12 protein-coding genes are annotated in these 13,952 nt (G+C 74.2%); 7 read left to right on the top strand and 5 right to left on the bottom strand.

Going from position 1 to position 13,952, the window contains the following annotated elements:
• Positions 1–8: 8 nt before the first annotated feature.
• Positions 9–1,532 carry a class I adenylate-forming enzyme family protein gene (locus IE219_RS01420; RefSeq protein ID WP_189974554.1) on the top strand — a complete coding sequence of 508 codons (1,524 nt, stop codon included), beginning with the start codon at positions 9–11 and terminating at the stop codon, positions 1,530–1,532.
• Here IE219_RS01420 and IE219_RS01415 read toward each other — a convergent pair.
• Complete coding sequence (locus IE219_RS01415) at positions 1,495–1,974, bottom strand: STAS domain-containing protein (RefSeq protein ID WP_229849527.1); 480 nt, start codon at positions 1,972–1,974, stop codon at positions 1,495–1,497. The genes IE219_RS01420 and IE219_RS01415 overlap by 38 nt on opposite strands.
• Positions 1,975–2,224: 250 nt before the next feature.
• Here IE219_RS01415 and IE219_RS01410 point away from each other — a divergent pair, with 250 nt between their 5' ends.
• Entirely contained in the window at positions 2,225–2,803 is a 579-nt protein-coding gene (locus IE219_RS01410) for a sigma factor (protein WP_189974550.1), read from the top strand.
• Complete coding sequence (locus IE219_RS01405; RefSeq protein ID WP_189974548.1) at positions 2,800–3,975, top strand: maleylpyruvate isomerase N-terminal domain-containing protein; 1,176 nt, start codon at positions 2,800–2,802, stop codon at positions 3,973–3,975. Before IE219_RS01410 ends, IE219_RS01405 begins: the two co-directional genes overlap by 4 nt.
• Before the next feature lie 80 nt (positions 3,976–4,055).
• On the opposite strand, the gene purU is transcribed toward IE219_RS01405, so the two are convergent.
• Both purU and IE219_RS01395 read right to left on the bottom strand, forming a co-directional pair.
• Positions 4,056–4,907 (bottom strand): formyltetrahydrofolate deformylase, encoded by an 852-nt coding sequence (gene purU / locus IE219_RS01400; protein ID WP_189974546.1) that lies wholly within the window; start codon positions 4,905–4,907, stop codon positions 4,056–4,058.
• 103 nt (positions 4,908–5,010) lie between these two features.
• Positions 5,011–5,514, bottom strand: a complete 504-nt coding sequence (locus IE219_RS01395; RefSeq protein ID WP_189974544.1) for an SCO4402 family protein — start codon at positions 5,512–5,514, stop codon at positions 5,011–5,013.
• Between the two features lie 143 nt (positions 5,515–5,657).
• On the opposite strand from IE219_RS01395, the gene IE219_RS01390 reads away from it, so the two are divergent.
• Positions 5,658–6,926: an ABC transporter substrate-binding protein gene (locus tag IE219_RS01390; RefSeq protein WP_189974542.1), complete on the top strand. Its 1,269-nt coding sequence runs from the start codon at positions 5,658–5,660 to the stop codon at positions 6,924–6,926.
• Positions 6,927–6,975: 49 nt separating this feature from the next.
• Here the strand turns inward: IE219_RS01390 and IE219_RS01385 are convergent, their stop codons facing one another.
• Positions 6,976–8,409 (bottom strand): hypothetical protein, encoded by a 1,434-nt coding sequence (locus IE219_RS01385; protein ID WP_189974540.1) that lies wholly within the window; start codon positions 8,407–8,409, stop codon positions 6,976–6,978.
• Positions 8,410–8,558: 149 nt separating this feature from the next.
• Positions 8,559–9,941 (bottom strand): NsdA family TPR-like regulatory protein, encoded by a 1,383-nt coding sequence (locus IE219_RS01380; protein WP_189974538.1) that lies wholly within the window; start codon positions 9,939–9,941, stop codon positions 8,559–8,561.
• 262 nt (positions 9,942–10,203) lie between these two features.
• Between IE219_RS01380 and IE219_RS01375 the strand changes: the two genes are divergently transcribed.
• From IE219_RS01375 to IE219_RS01365, 3 genes are all read left to right on the top strand, one after another.
• Positions 10,204–10,890: a bifunctional DNA primase/polymerase gene (locus IE219_RS01375; protein ID WP_189974536.1), complete on the top strand. Its 687-nt coding sequence runs from the start codon at positions 10,204–10,206 to the stop codon at positions 10,888–10,890.
• 322 nt (positions 10,891–11,212) lie between these two features.
• Positions 11,213–12,079, top strand: a complete 867-nt coding sequence (locus IE219_RS01370) for an ABC transporter ATP-binding protein (protein ID WP_189974534.1) — start codon at positions 11,213–11,215, stop codon at positions 12,077–12,079.
• 5 nt (positions 12,080–12,084) lie between these two features.
• Positions 12,085–13,713: a transporter gene (locus IE219_RS01365; protein WP_189974533.1), complete on the top strand. Its 1,629-nt coding sequence runs from the start codon at positions 12,085–12,087 to the stop codon at positions 13,711–13,713.
• The last annotated feature ends 239 nt before the right edge of the window (positions 13,714–13,952 follow it).

The following is a 13,952-nucleotide window of genomic DNA, read 5'->3' as shown; positions in this document are numbered from 1 at the left end:
GTCCGGGCATGACCGAAACCCCGCAGGACCTGGGCGCGTCCCGCACGCTCTGGGAGCTCGTCGAACGCCGCGCCGCCCTCACCCCCGACCGGCCCGTCCTCCTCCAGGACGACCGCGTCCTCACCTTCGGACAGTTCAGGGACCGCGCCGAACGGTGCGCGGCCGGGCTGTACGCGCGCGGCGTGCGGTCCGGGACCGTCGTCGCCTGGCAGCTCCCCACCCGCCTGGAGACCGCCGTCCTCTCCGCCGCGCTCACCCGCCTCGGCGCCGTCCAGTCCCCCGTCATCCCCTTCCACCGGGACAAGGAGGTCGGCTTCGCGCTGCGCGCCTGCGCCGCCGAGCACTTCGTCGTGCCCGGCACCTGGCGCGGCTTCGACCACACCGCCATGGCCCGGCGGCTCGGCGCGCGCGGCGTCCTGGAGGCGTACGACACCCTCCCCGACGGCGACCCCGGCACCCTGCCGCCGCCCCCCGCGCCCGGCACCGGCACCGACGTCCGCTGGATCTACTGGACCTCCGGCACCACCTCCGACCCCAAGGGCGTCCTGCACACCGACCGCTCCCTGATCGCCGGCGGCTCCTGCCTGGCCCACGCGCTGCGCCCCCGCCCCGACGACGTCGGCTCCATCGCCTTCCCGTACGCGCACATCGGCGGCCCCGACTACCTCGTCATGCTGCTGCTGTACGGCTTCCCCGCCCTCATGTCCGAGCAGTTCGCGCTGCCCGGCGCGCTCGACGCCTACCGCGCCCACGGCGTCACCATCGCCGGCGGCTCCACCGCCTTCTACGCGATGTTCCTCGCCGAGCAGCGGGCCCGCCCCGGCACGCCCGTCCTGCCCTCCCTCCGGCTCCTCGCCGGCGGCGGCGCCCCCAAACCGCCCGAGCTGTACCACGCCGTCCGCGAGGAGCTCGGCTGCCAGCTCACCCACGGCTACGGCATGACCGAAGTCCCCATGATCACCATGGGGGACCCCGACGACACCCCCGAGAACCTCGCCACCACCGAGGGCCGGCCGCCCGCCGCCATGGAGATCAGGATCGACGCCGACGGCGGGATACGGCTGCGCGGCGAAGCCGTCTGCCGCGGCTACCTCGACCCGGAGCAGACCGCCGCCGCCTTCGACCGGGACGGCTTCCTGATCACCGGCGACCTCGGCCGCCTCACCCCGACCGGGCACCTCGTGCTCACCGGCCGGGCCAAGGACGTCATCATCCGCAAGGGCGAGAACATCTCGGCCAAGGAGATCGAGGACCTCCTGCACGAGCACCCGGCGGTCGGCGACGTCGCCGTCGTCGGCCTCCCCGACCCCGAGCGCGGCGAGCTGGTCTGCGCCGTCGTCGAACAGCCCGCGGACGCCCCGCCGCTCACCCTCGCCGACGTCACCGGCTTCCTGCGCGCGGCCGGGCTCTCCGTCCACAAACTGCCGGAGCGACTGGAGGTCGTGGCGGCCCTGCCGCGCAACGACACCCTGCGCAAGGTCCTCAAGTACAAGCTCAGGGAGCGGTTCGGGACCCCGGCCGCCGCGGACTGACCACCACCGGAGGCGGGGCCGGGGACGGCGCGCGCGGGGGTACGGGGGCGGGCGAGGGCACGGGGACGGGCGCGCCCGCCTCCAGGGCCGCCGGGACGTCCTCGTACACGTCGAAGAGGCGGACCACGCCCAGCGCCGAGAAGACCCGGGTCACGTGGCCCCGGCCGTCCCCCGTGCCCCGGCCCGGCTCCGGCGGGAGGACCAGGCGCAGCCGCCCGCCGCAGGAGCGCAGCAGCCGGCGGGCGGCCACCAGCACCCCGACCCCGGTCGAGTCGCAGAAGAGGACGTCCGAGAGGTCGACGACCAGATCGTGCCGGCCCGCCGCGACGGCGTCGTGCACCCGCCTGCGTATCCGCGGCGAGGTCACCAGGTCCAGCTCGCCGCTCAGGCGCAGCACCGTCCACGCGCCGTGGTCGTCCTCATGGGCCTCGATCGTCGTCACGGACGGGCGCCTGCCCAGGGGGACACCGGCGAAACCCCCCGTAAGGGCGGATGACGCTTTCCTTACCACCCGCACCCGCGTCAAGGGCGCACTTGCGGCAAACGGGCGTGCGCCGCGGGCCCACCGCATTACTTTGGAGTTCGGAACAGGAAAGTCTGGTCCCCCGGACAGAGACGGGCCGGTCCCCGCACGGGGTCGGGCCCGACGGGCAGCAGGGCGCGTACGGAAGCGGAAGGGTGGTGAAGCTCGGATGGCGCACCTCACACCACCGCGCTGGGACCGCAGGATGCAGCAGCGGCTCGCCCGCGGCGAGGCCGCCGCGCTCGGCGAGCTGTACGACCGGTTCGCCTCCCTCGTGCACAGCCTCGCCCACCGCGTCCTCGACGACGACCGGGCCGCCGACCAGATCACCCGCGAGGTCTTCGGCTACATATGGGAGAACCCCGACGCCTACGACCCCCGGCAGGGCAGCATGCGGTCCTGGGTCGCCCGGCTGACCCAGCGGGAGGCCGTGCAGAGGCTCCGACAGACCGAGACCACCGCCTACGCCGAGACCGGCGTCGGCTCCGCCGAGGAGCTGGAGGCCAAGGTGCACCGCGCCGGCGTCGCCGCCCGCGCCGACTACATCGCCACCTCCATGCCCGCCCCGCTCCGCAAGGCGCTCGAACTCGCCTACTTCCAGCGGCGGGACTACCGCCAGACCGCCGCCGACCTCTCCATCACCCACGAGGAGGCCCGGCGCAGGCTCCGGCTCGGACTCCAGCTCCTCGCCACCGCCGAGACCCGGCCGCTCGACGGACCGCCGGGCGGCCACGGACGGATCCTGTGACGGGGGCGAACGGCGAGGACGACGGCCCCGCACGCGCCCCGCGCCCACCGGAAGCCCCCGGAGCGGAGGTGCCCCTCAGCCACACCGTGCTCAAGTCCCTCCTCGGGGCCTGGGCACTCTCGGCGTGTTCGGCCGCCGAGACCGAGGCCGTCGAGGACCACCTCACCGGCTGCGCGCCCTGCGCCGAGGAAGCCCTCCGGCTGCGGAACGCGGTCAGCCTCCTCCACGAGGACCGCGACCTGGACCTCGACCCCATGCTGCGCTTCCGCGTCCTGGACAACTGCCTCAAGCGGCGCCCCGCCCGCATCCCCGTCCCCGCCTGGGCCGCGCCCTACGACGCCGAGACCGCCCGCCTCGACGCGCTGCTGCGCGACATCGGCGAATCCGAGTGGCACGCGCCCGTACGGCTCAAGTGGTACGAGGACGACGCCCTGGTGCGGCGCAAGTCCACCGTCGCCGGAGTCATCGGCCACCTCCTCGCCGTCGACGGCCTGGTCTCCGGCGCGCTCGGCCTCGCCGACCCGCTCGGGCCCGACGTGCCCGAACTGACGCCGACCGAGCGGACCGAATCCTTCTGGAAGGCGCTCGACCGGCCGCCCAACCGGACCCTGCGGGCGCCCTGGCGGGACCAGAGCCACGCCCTCGTCCAGACCGTCTCCGTCGCCGGGCCCGGCGCGGCCGACCTCACCGTCACCTACGGCGAATTCGCCCTCCCCCTCCAGGACGCCCTGCTGGAGCGGGCCTTCGAGTGCTGGGTCCACGCGGAGGACATCGCGAACGCGGTCGCCTACCCGTACGACCCGCCCAGCGGCCCGCACCTGCGCGGCATGATCGACCTCGCCGCGCGGCTGCTGCCCGGCGCCCTCGCCCACCGCCGCCGGTCCGGACGCGCGGCCCCGCCCCGCCGGCTCGTCGCCGCGGGCTCGCCCGGCCGCTCCCTCCACCTGGAGGTCGAGGGCGTGGGCGGCGGCCACTGGTACATCGCGCTGGACTCCCCCGCGGCCCTCGGCTCCCCCGACCACACGGTGGCGCAGGTCGCCATGGACGGGGTCGAGTTCTGCCGGCTCGTGGCGGGCCACATCTCCCCGCAGGAAGCGGCGGCGGGCCAGGACGGCGACCGGGAGGCCATCCACGACGTCCTCACCACGGCCGCCTCCCTGAGCCGCCTCTAGGACGCTCCTCCCGGCCCGGCCCAGACCCGGTCGGACCCGACCGGACTCGACCGGACTCGACCGGACTCGACCGGCCCGGGTCAGGCGAAGATGACGGTGCGGCGGCCGTTGGGGAGGATGCGGCGTTCCGCGTGCCACTTGACCGCCCGCGCCAGCGCCTGGCACTCCACGTCCCGCCCGACCGCGACGAGCTGGTCCGGCGTGACCTCGTGCCCGACCCGTTCGACCTCCTGCTCGATGATCGGCCCCTCGTCGAGGTCGGCCGTGACGTAGTGCGCCGTCGCCCCGATGAGCTTCACCCCGCGCGCGTGCGCCTGGTGGTAGGGCTTGGCACCCTTGAAGCTGGGGAGGAAGGAGTGGTGGATGTTGATGATCCGCCCGGAGAGCCGCTTGCAGAGGTCGTCGGAGAGGACCTGCATGTAGCGCGCGAGGACGACGAGTTCGACGTTCTCCTCCTCGACCAGCGCGAGCAGCTCCGCCTCGGCCGCCTGCTTGGTGTCCTTCGTCACGGGGATGTGCCGGAAGGGGATGTCGTAGGAGGCGACGAGCTCGGCGAAGTCGGTGTGGTTGGAGACGACGGCGACGATCTCGACGGGCAGCGCGCCGATGCCGGACCGGAACAGCAGGTCGTTGAGGCAGTGACCGAACTTGGAGACCATCAGGACGACGCGCATCCGCTCGTCGGCCCGGTTGATCTGCCAGTCCATGGCGAAGGAGTCGCCGACGGCGGTGAAGCTGGCCCGCAGCTTCTCGACGTTCACCGGCGCTTCGGCGGAGAAGTGGACCCGCATGAAGAAGAGTCCGGTGTCGTGGTCGCCGTACTGCTGGCTGTCCTCGATGTTGCATCCGGTGATGAAGAGGTAGCTCGACACGGCGTGCACGATGCCCTTTTTGTCCGGGCACGAAAGGGTGAGGACATACTGGTCGGTCATGGCGACAGCGTGCCACACGGAAACCCCCGTGCCGCAGTCTCCGTCCACCCATCGGGACGCCGCACGCCCCGCCGCGCGTCCCCGCCGGTACGCCCCCGAACCGCTACGCGCGCGTGAGGACGCGCAGGAGCTCCAGCGAGCGCGGCGGCACGTCCGGGTCGTCCCCGTCGGCGGTGGCGAGCCGGACGTGGGCGTCGCGGGCCGCCTGGACGGCCTCGGGCCAGCCGGGGTGCTCCAGGTAGGCGGAGACGGGCGCGTCGGGCCCGGCCTGGTGCAGGATGCGCAGCACCCGCAGGACGGCGAGGTCGACGGCCTGCGCCTCGCCGGAGTCGCGGAAGATCGCCCCGACGTACCTCTCGGCGGACCAGTTGTCGAGCCAGGTGTCCTCGACGAGCCGGTAGACGGCGTCGGTGACGTCCCCGTACCCCTCCTGGCCGGCGAGCCAGACGGACCGGTGGAACCCGGGATCGGAGAGCATGTGCAGCGCTGAGCGCACGTTGGCGCGCCAGCGCCACCACGGCATGTCGTTGAGCGGCATGCCGCCCATGGTGGAGGAGCGACGGCCGCGACGGGAAGAGTTGGCCGAACCGGGTGCGGGACTGGACATCGTCCGATCGTACGGTTCGCCTCCGACAAGCGGAGTCACCCCCTCCCCTTATGGGGACCGACCCCCGCAATTCACCTCTGCGTCACCCTCCGTCGAACAACACACACTCCCGCGTTACCCGGAACGCGGAATGGTGCGTGGACATGACCGGTAGGCGACTGTCCTCATTCCTCGCGTCCGTCACCGCCGCGGCGGCCGGCGCGTCGCTCCTCACCGGGTGCGGCGCGCTCCCCGGCGTCTCCGGAGGCTCCAGGGAGCCCGTCACGGTGATGACCTGGGCCCCCGACCAGACGCGCGCGACCAACATGCCCGGCATGCCCGCCATGGCCCAGGCGTACGCCCGCTGGGTGAACTCCGAGGGCGGCATCGACGGCCACCAGCTCCGCGTCCTCACCTGCAACGAGGAGAACAGCCCGACGGGCGCCGCCGCCTGCGCCCGCCGCGCGGTGCGCGAGAACGTGGTGGCCGTGGTGGGCTCGTACAGCCAGAACGGCCGCGCCTTCATGGCCCCCCTGGAGGCGGCCGGCATCCCGTACATCGGCGGCTACGGCATCACCGAGGACGAGTTCACCAGCCCGGTCTCGTACCCCGTCAACGGCGGTGTCGCCTCGCTCGTCGCGGGGCACGGCATGCAGTTGGCCGAATCCTGCCGCCAGGTCTCCCTGGTCCGGCCCGACACCGTCGCCGGCGACCGGCTGCCCAAGCTCCTCGACGCCGGGCTGCGCAAGGCCCGCCGGCACCAGGCCGTGGACATCCCGGCCGTCGAGGACGCCACCGAGTACACCTCGCAGGCCACCCGCGCGCGGGAGCGGGCGGGCACGGACGACGGCTGCGTCGCGGCCGTCCTCGGCGAGCGCACCCAGACCTTCTTCGACTCCTTCCGGCGGCTCCCGGAGGGCTCCGGGAAGGAGGAGGCGGCGCAGGTGCGGATCTCCTCCGTGCTCGGCAGCGTCGGCCAGCCGCTCATCGACCGCACCGGCGGCGCCCGCAGCCCCTTCGAGGGCGCCTACGTCACCGGCTGGTACCCGGCGGCGGGCGACCCGAGCTGGGAGCCGATGCGGAAGGTCATCCAGGCGCACGCCTTCGCCGACAACCGGGTGGACCCGGCCGACGCGGGCGTGCAGACGACCTGGATCGCGTACACCGTCCTCAAGAAGGTGATCGAGTCGCTGAACACGGACAAGGTCACCGGCTCGCGGATCAGCGGCGCCCTCGACCGGGGCGCCCAGGTGGACACCGGCGGCCTCACCCCGACGCTGCGGTGGATGTACGGGGACCTGCTCGGCGCCCCGGGCTTCCCCCGGATCGTCAACCACGCGGTGACCTTCCAGGTGGTCCGCCAGGGCCGCCTGGTGGCCCAGAAGCCGGGCTTCGTGGACGTCGGCCCGACCGTCACCGGCGCCGCCGTCTGACCCCCGCCCCTTCGGAAGGAGGCGGAGGACCGGGCGGCGCCGGACAGCCCTAGAGCTGGGTGGCGGCGCGGCGGGTCAGGCCGTACTTGTCGGCGGTCGGGTTCCACAGCCCGGCCGCCGCCTTCTTCTCCCGGGTCGCCTCGCCGCTCTTCTCGTCGGCGGCCTTGAGGCGGTTGGTGTTGCGGGCCTTGCCGTCCTTGCAGCCGTTCTTGGCCTTCATCTGGTCGGCCCAGCCCGCGTAGTGGTCGTCGGCGGCGGCGGACGCCTGCCACGCGCGCGTGAGCGCGGCCGTCAGCGCGGCGCTGTCGGGCAGCTTGTCGACGCTGAGCGTCTGGAGCTTGGTGACCAGGCCCCGGCGCTGCTCTGCGGCGCCCCGCAGGTCGGCGGCGGCCTGGTCGAGGTCCTTGCACTGCTTGATCGCCTCGACCGAGCGGATGACCGCGTCCCGGCTGTCGTTGCTGGTCGCGAGGAGCTTGTCCAGGTCCTTCGCCTGCGGCTCGGCCGGGTCGTCGGCCTTCTCCGCCGGGGCGGAACCGGTCTTCTCGGCGCCGGGCGTCGGCGAACCGGCGGCCACCTTGTCACCGCCCGCCGTGGTGTCCTTCTTGTCGTCGTCGCCGCCGCTGAGCAGGGCGCCCGCGCCGAGGCCGACGACCGCGCAGCCCGCGACCACGACCGCGATCAGCGCGACCGGCGACTTCCGGCGCGGCTCGGGCTCGTCGTAGTACTCCTCCTGGTAGCCGTACTGCGGCGGCGGCTGGTGCGGAGGGTGCTGCTGGTGCTGCGGATTCTGCTGGTACGGGGCCGGGGCGGGCTGCTGGTAGGCCGGGGGCGCGGGGCGCGCGGGCGCCGAGTCCCGGAAGAGGTTGTCGAACTCGGCGGGCGGCTGCGGCTGCGGCGGCCCGCCGTGCAGGGGCCCGCCGCCCATCGGGCCGCCGCCCGCCGGACCGCCCATCGGGCCGCCGCCCGCGGGTCCGCCCGGCACCGGGGCGATGTACTGGGTGGCGTCCGAGGCCCCGGCCGGGGCGGGCGGCTGCGCCAGCGGACCCGTACCGAGGAACTGCGTCTGCCCGCCGTCCCCGGCGCCGTTCAGCGGCGGCACGGGCGCGAGGTGCTGGGTGGCCTGCATGTCGCCGTGCGGGGCGACCGGCGGCGGATAGCCGTACCCGGCGGGCGGGCCCTGCGGCGGCCCGGCCGGCGGCATCCCGCCGGGCACCGGCGCCAGGTACTGGGTCGCCTGCATGTCGCCGTGGGCGGCGACCGGCGGCGGATAGCCGTAGCCGGCGGGCGGGCCGGCTGGGGGCTGCTGGGGCAGCGGGGCGATGTACTGGGTGGCCTGGAGATCACCGGCCGGCGCCTCGGGCGGCAGCGGCTGCGCCGGGGGCAGCGGCTGCCCGCCCGGCTGGGGCTGGGCGCCACCGGGGCCCCAGGCACCGCCCCACGCCTGCGCGCCCCCCTGCTCCGGACCCTGTCCGTTCTGCGTCACCGGGACTCCTACTGATGGACCGACCTACGGAATCGTCGGCTCACGCTACCGAATGCCCCTACGAGTCCGCACACACGTGTGAGGCCGGTAACACCCTTCGTCCCGGAACGCCCTCCGGAAAAGATCCCGACCGCCCCGCCGCCGGCCGCTCAGGCGGCCACCACCTCCAGCCGGGCCTCGAACTCCCGCACCACCGGCTCGCCCGCGTAGGGCTCCAGGCGCTCCCTCAGGTCCTCCAGGTACTCCGCCCCGCGCGAGGTCCGCAGCGTGCCCAGGAGTTCCAGCGCGCGCGTGCCCGTGCGGCACGCCTCCTCGATCTCCCGCTGCTGCACCCGCGCCACCGCGAGCAGCGCCAGGCCGATCGCCCGCCGCCGCACCCGGCTCTCCGGATGCCCGGACAGCGACTCCTCCGCCGCGTGGACCGCCGCCTCCGCCCAGCCCAGGTCCCGGTAGCAGTGGGCGAGTTCGTCCGCGAGGTACGCCCCGTCGAAGTGGGTGATCCACGGCGGGTCGTCGCCCGTGTCCGGATCGGCCGCCTCCAGCGCGCGTACGGCACGGCCCGCGGCGGCCTCGAAGGCGCGGGTGTCCCCGAGCAGCGCGTGCCCGCGGGCCTCCGCCGCCAGGAACATCGCCTCGGCCCGCGGCGTCACCCGCCCCCGGGTGCCCTCCTGGGCGGCCCGCGCCAACTGGGCGATCTCGCGCGGGTTCCCGAGCTGCGCGGCCAGGTGGCTCATGGACGCCGCCAGGACGTACCCGCCGTAGCCCCGGTCCCCGGCCGCCTGCGAGAGCCGCAGCGCCTGGATGTAGTACCGCTGGGCGAGCCCCGGTTGGCCGGTGTCCACCGCCATGTAGCCGGCCAGCTCGGTCAGCCGGGCGGCGGCGGCGAACAACTCCCGCCCCACCGACTCCCGGTAGGAGCCCGACAGCATCCCGGACACCACGCTGTCGAGGTAGTGGACCACCACCGGGCGGACGTGGCCGCCGCCGAACCGCCGGTCCAGCTCGACGAGGGCGGCCGTGGTCTCCCGGACCGCCGCCACGTCCGAAGGACCCACCCGGGCCCCGGTGGAGCGCGCCACCTGCGCGTCGGTGCCGGTGATCAGCCAGTCGCGGCTGGGCTCCACGAGCGCGGAGGCGGCCACCGCGGAGCCGTTCAGGAACTCCCGGCGGCCCACGTCGCCCCGGTACAGCTCACACACCTGCTCGATCGCGCCGAGCACGGTCGGCGCGAACTGGAGCCCGACGCCCGCCGCGAGGTTCCGGCCGTTGGCCATCCCCACCTCGTCGATGGTGACGGTGCGGCCGAGTTTGCGGCCGAGCGCCTCGGCGATGATGCCGGGCGCGCGCCCGCGCGGCTGCTGCCCGCGCAGCCACCGCGCCACCGAGGTCTTGTCGTACCGCAGGTCGAGGCCGCGTTCCGCGCCGACCATGTTGACCCTGCGGGCGAGGCCCGCGTTGGAGCACGCGGCCTCCTGAATGAGCGCCTGGAGCCGTTCGTTGGGCTGTCGCGGCACGAGTGGCCTGGCTGCCATGTGTGGAACCCCCAGACGGAGCATGTACGGACACGGTCTCAACACTGCCCGGCTAATATCCGGTCAATGCCGATGTGAACACGCGAAACCGGACACGCTGGTTCCCCCTCGGCGCGCCCTTTTCCCGCCCTTTCCGTACCCCTTTCCACGCCCCGGTCCTCCGCGCGCCCCCGCGCGTGCACCCATGCGCCCCGCATGCAGGATCGATGCCTCACCCCCGGCGCCGCCGCGCCCGTAACCCCAGGTGACGGGGGCAGTTGTCATGACCGTGGATGAGAGCATCGGAGTCACGACGAAAACCGCCCAGATCCCCGGCCAGCGCGGCGAGCAACTGCTCGACGGCGCCGTGCGGTACGCGGACGAGCGGCACTGGGACGTGTTCCCGGGAACGTGGCTGGAAGCCGTCGAGGGCCGGGAGCTCTGCTCCTGCGGCACGGCGGACTGCCCGCTGCCGGGGGCCCACGCCGTGAAGCCGGACTGGGCGACGCTGGCGACCGGGAGCGGGGTCGGGGCCCGGCGCATGTGGACCAAGCACCCGAAGGCGTCGATCCTCCTCCCCACCGGCCGCACCTTCGACGCCGTCGAGGTCTCCGAGTCGGCCGGCTTCCTGGCGCTCGCCCGGCTGGAGCGGATGGGACTGAGCCCGGGCCCGGTGACCTGCACCCCCGACCGCCGGATGTTCTTCTTCGTGCTCCCCGGCGCCGCCGCCAAGGTGCCCGACCTGATCCGCAAGCTGGGCTGGGTGCCCTCCTCCCTCGACCTCACCACGCGCGGGGAGGGCCATTACGTGGCGGCCCCGCCCACCCGGGTGGGCGGCCGGGGCGCGGTCCAGTGGGCCCGCCGCCCCACCCCCGCCAACCGCTGGCTGCCCGACGCGGAGGAGCTGATCAGCGCCCTCGCGTACGCGTGCGGACGCGAAGCCGCCGACGCCCGCACCAAGGGGGCGTGAGAGGGCCTCGGTCACGCCGTGAGCCGGGGGTCCGCCGGACGGCGATCACGCCGTGACCTGGGGTTCCGCCGGGCGGCGGCCTAGGCCGTGTCCGGAAACTCCCGCCTGGCCCGCGACGCCCGGCACGCACTCTCGCCGCACCGGCCGAAATCCCCAGTACATCCAGTACGGGGGATCACGGCCGGCACGCCGAGAGCACGCACCGGACGCCGCAGGCCGCGCCCTCCGGGCGCACGACGGGAGTTTCCGGACACGACCTAGGGTTGGCCCCATGGAGGCGCCTTCGCGCGCCGTACGGGGACGATCGGAAGGCTGACGGACCATGCCCGACCAGGCATCTGACGGAGTGTTCGAGACGGCGGGCGCCGCACCGGGATCACCGGGCGCGGCGCCCGCCGTGCACGTGGAGGGGGTGTGGAAGCGGTTCGGGCAGCAGATCGCGGTCAGCGGGATCGACCTGACCCTGCCCGCCGGCCGGTTCATCGGCCTCGTCGGCCCGAACGGCGCGGGCAAGACCACCACCCTCTCGATGATCACCGGCCTGCTCCGGCCCGACGCGGGCCGGATCCAGGTCGCCGGGCACGACGTGTGGCGGGACCCCGAGTCGGTCGCCCAGGTCAAGGCCCGGATCGGCATCCTGCCCGAGGGGCTGCGGATGTTCGAGCGGCTGTCGGGCCGGGAGCTCCTGGCGTACAGCGGCCGGCTGCGCGGGCTGCCGGGCGCCGAGGTCGACAAGCGGGCCACCCAGCTCCTCGACGTCCTCGACCTGGCCGGTTCGCAGAACAAGCTGGTCGTGGACTACTCGACCGGCATGCGGAAGAAGATCGGCCTGGCGGCGGCGCTGCTGCACAACCCCGAGGTCCTCTTCCTCGACGAGCCCTTCGAGGGCGTCGACCCGGTCTCCGCGCAGACCATCCGGGGCGTCCTGGAGCGGTACACCGGCTCCGGCGCGACCGTCGTCTTCTCCAGCCACGTCATGGAGCTGGTGGAGTCGCTGTGCGACTGGGTCGCGGTGATGGCGGGCGGCCACATCCGCGCGCAGGGCCCGCTGGCCGAGGTGAAGGGCTCGGCGGCCACCCTCCAGGAGGCGTTCCTGGAGCTGGTGGGCGCGGGCAGCCGGGACGCGGCGGGCGATTCGCTGGACTGGCTGGGCGGCGGCCGGGGCGGCGAGCGGGACGGGCGGCGGTGAGCTCCGTGACCGACTCGGCCCCGGTCCCGGCGTCCGCCGCGGGCCCCTCCCTGACCTCCGTCTTCGTCCGGCTCAAGCTGTCGCTGATACGCAACGGGCTGCGGCAGTCGGGCGGCCGGACCTTCGCGTTCGTCGCCTCCCTGGTGATCGTGCTGTTCCTCGCCGCCCTGGTGGTGCTCGGTTTCCTGCTGCTGCGCGGGCACGAGGCAGCCGGTGCGGTGGCGGTCCTGACCGTCGCCCTGTTCGGCGCGGGCTGGGCGGTGATGCCGCTGTTCCTGCCGGGCGGCGACGAGACGCTCGACCCGTCGCGGCTGGTGATGCTGCCGCTGCGCCCGCAGCCGCTGGTACGGGCGCTGCTGGTGGCCTCCCTGGTCGGCATCGGGCCGCTGTTCACGCTCTGCCTGGCGGTCGGCGCCGTGGCGGCCGTCGCGTACGGCCCGGTGGCCACGGTGATCGGCGTGCTCGCCGTGCCGCTGGTCCTGCTGGTGTGCGTGGCGCTGTCGCGGGCCGTCGCGGCGGCCAACGTACGGCTGCTGACCTCCCGCAAGGGCCGGGACCTGGCGCTCCTGAGCGGCCTGGTGATCGCGCTCGGCGTCCAGGCGGTCAACTTCGGCGCGCAGGCCCTGGGCCGGTCCAAGGACCTGTCGGTGCTGGACACGGTGGCGTCGGTGGTGGGCTGGCTGCCGCCCGCCTCGGCGGTCGCGGCGGTGCGCGACGCGGCCGACGGGAACCCGGGCCTCGCGGTGGCCCGGCTGGTGCCCTCGGTGGCGGCCCTGGTGCTGCTGCTGTGGTGGTGGCGGCGGAGCCTGGTGCGGCTGATGGTCGAGCCGGACGGGTCGACGATCGGCGCGGCGCCGGACGCGGGCCGGGACCCCTCCAAGGGGCGCGGACCGCTGGCGCGGCTGCTGCCCGGAGGCCGTACCGGAGCGGTGATGGAACGTTGCTTCCGCTACATCTGGCGCGACCCGAAGACGAAGGCGGCGTGGGTCTCCTCGCTGGCGGTCGGCGCGCTCGTGCCGATCTTCAACGCCTTCCAGGAGGCGGGCTCGGTCTACTGGGCGTGCTTCGCCTCGGGCATGCTCGGCGTGCAGATGTTCAACCAGTTCGGGCAGGACTCGTCGGCGTTCTGGATGGTGGCGCAGACGATCTCCTCCCCGGCGGACGCCTACGCGGAACTGCGCGACCGCGCGTACGCGCTGGTGGTGATCACCGTGCCGTTCACCGTGGTCGTGGCGGTCGCCACCGGTCTGATCACGGGCGGCTGGTCGCAGCTCCCGCAGGTGTTCGGCCTGGCGTTCGCGCTGCTCGGCGCGATGCTGGCGCTGGGCGTGGTGGCGTCGGTGCGGTTCCCGTACGGGATCCCGCAGGACTCGCGGCGGAACGTGGCGCCGGGGCAGGGCGGCATGGCGGTCGGCGCGATCTTCGCCGGCATGTTCGGCGGCCCGGTGCTGTGCGCCCCGCTGCTCGTGCTGCTGTTCTGGCTGCGCGGCTCCGCGCACGAGGGCCTGCTGTGGCTGCTGCTGCCGCTGGGGGTGGCGTACGGCGTGACGCTGACCTGGGCGGCGCTGAAGGTCATGTCCCGCGGCATGGCGAAGCGGCTGCCGGAGATCCTGGCGGCGGTCAGCAAGGGCTGACGGGAGGACCGGCGGCCGACTCCTCGCGGGCGGTCGGCCGCCGGTCGCCGGTCGCCGGAAAACGCGTGGACGGGGTGCGGGGCGGGCTTGTACGGTGCGAGGAGACCGTGGCCCCGTACCAGGAGGTGAGACCCATGAACGCTGTAGCGATGTGGGTGCTCCCCCTTTCCGTCACGGCCGGCGACTGACACGGGTGTCGCCGGGAGCCCCCGAACACGAGGACTCCCGAAAGGCGTCAG

This window comes from Streptomyces termitum, assembly GCF_014650175.1.
GTDB lineage: Bacteria > Actinomycetota > Actinomycetes > Streptomycetales > Streptomycetaceae > Streptomyces > Streptomyces termitum.
This window is presented reverse-complemented; position numbering and strand designations above follow the sequence as displayed.

Excerpts from the sequence above, each read along its gene's own strand:
- IE219_RS01390 (WP_189974542.1), top strand. The coding sequence starts at position 5,658 with ATGACCGGTAGGCGACTGTCCTCATTCCTCGCGTCCGTCACCGCCGCG.
- IE219_RS01395 (WP_189974544.1), bottom strand. The coding sequence starts at position 5,514 with ATGTCCAGTCCCGCACCCGGTTCGGCCAACTCTTCCCGTCGCGGCCGT.
- IE219_RS01420 (WP_189974554.1), top strand. The coding sequence starts at position 9 with ATGACCGAAACCCCGCAGGACCTGGGCGCGTCCCGCACGCTCTGGGAG.
- IE219_RS01375 (WP_189974536.1), top strand. The coding sequence starts at position 10,204 with ATGACCGTGGATGAGAGCATCGGAGTCACGACGAAAACCGCCCAGATC.
- purU (WP_189974546.1), bottom strand. The coding sequence starts at position 4,907 with ATGACCGACCAGTATGTCCTCACCCTTTCGTGCCCGGACAAAAAGGGC.
- IE219_RS01410 (WP_189974550.1), top strand. The coding sequence starts at position 2,225 with ATGGCGCACCTCACACCACCGCGCTGGGACCGCAGGATGCAGCAGCGG.
- IE219_RS01380 (WP_189974538.1), bottom strand. The coding sequence starts at position 9,941 with ATGGCAGCCAGGCCACTCGTGCCGCGACAGCCCAACGAACGGCTCCAG.
- IE219_RS01370 (WP_189974534.1), top strand. The coding sequence starts at position 11,213 with ATGCCCGACCAGGCATCTGACGGAGTGTTCGAGACGGCGGGCGCCGCA.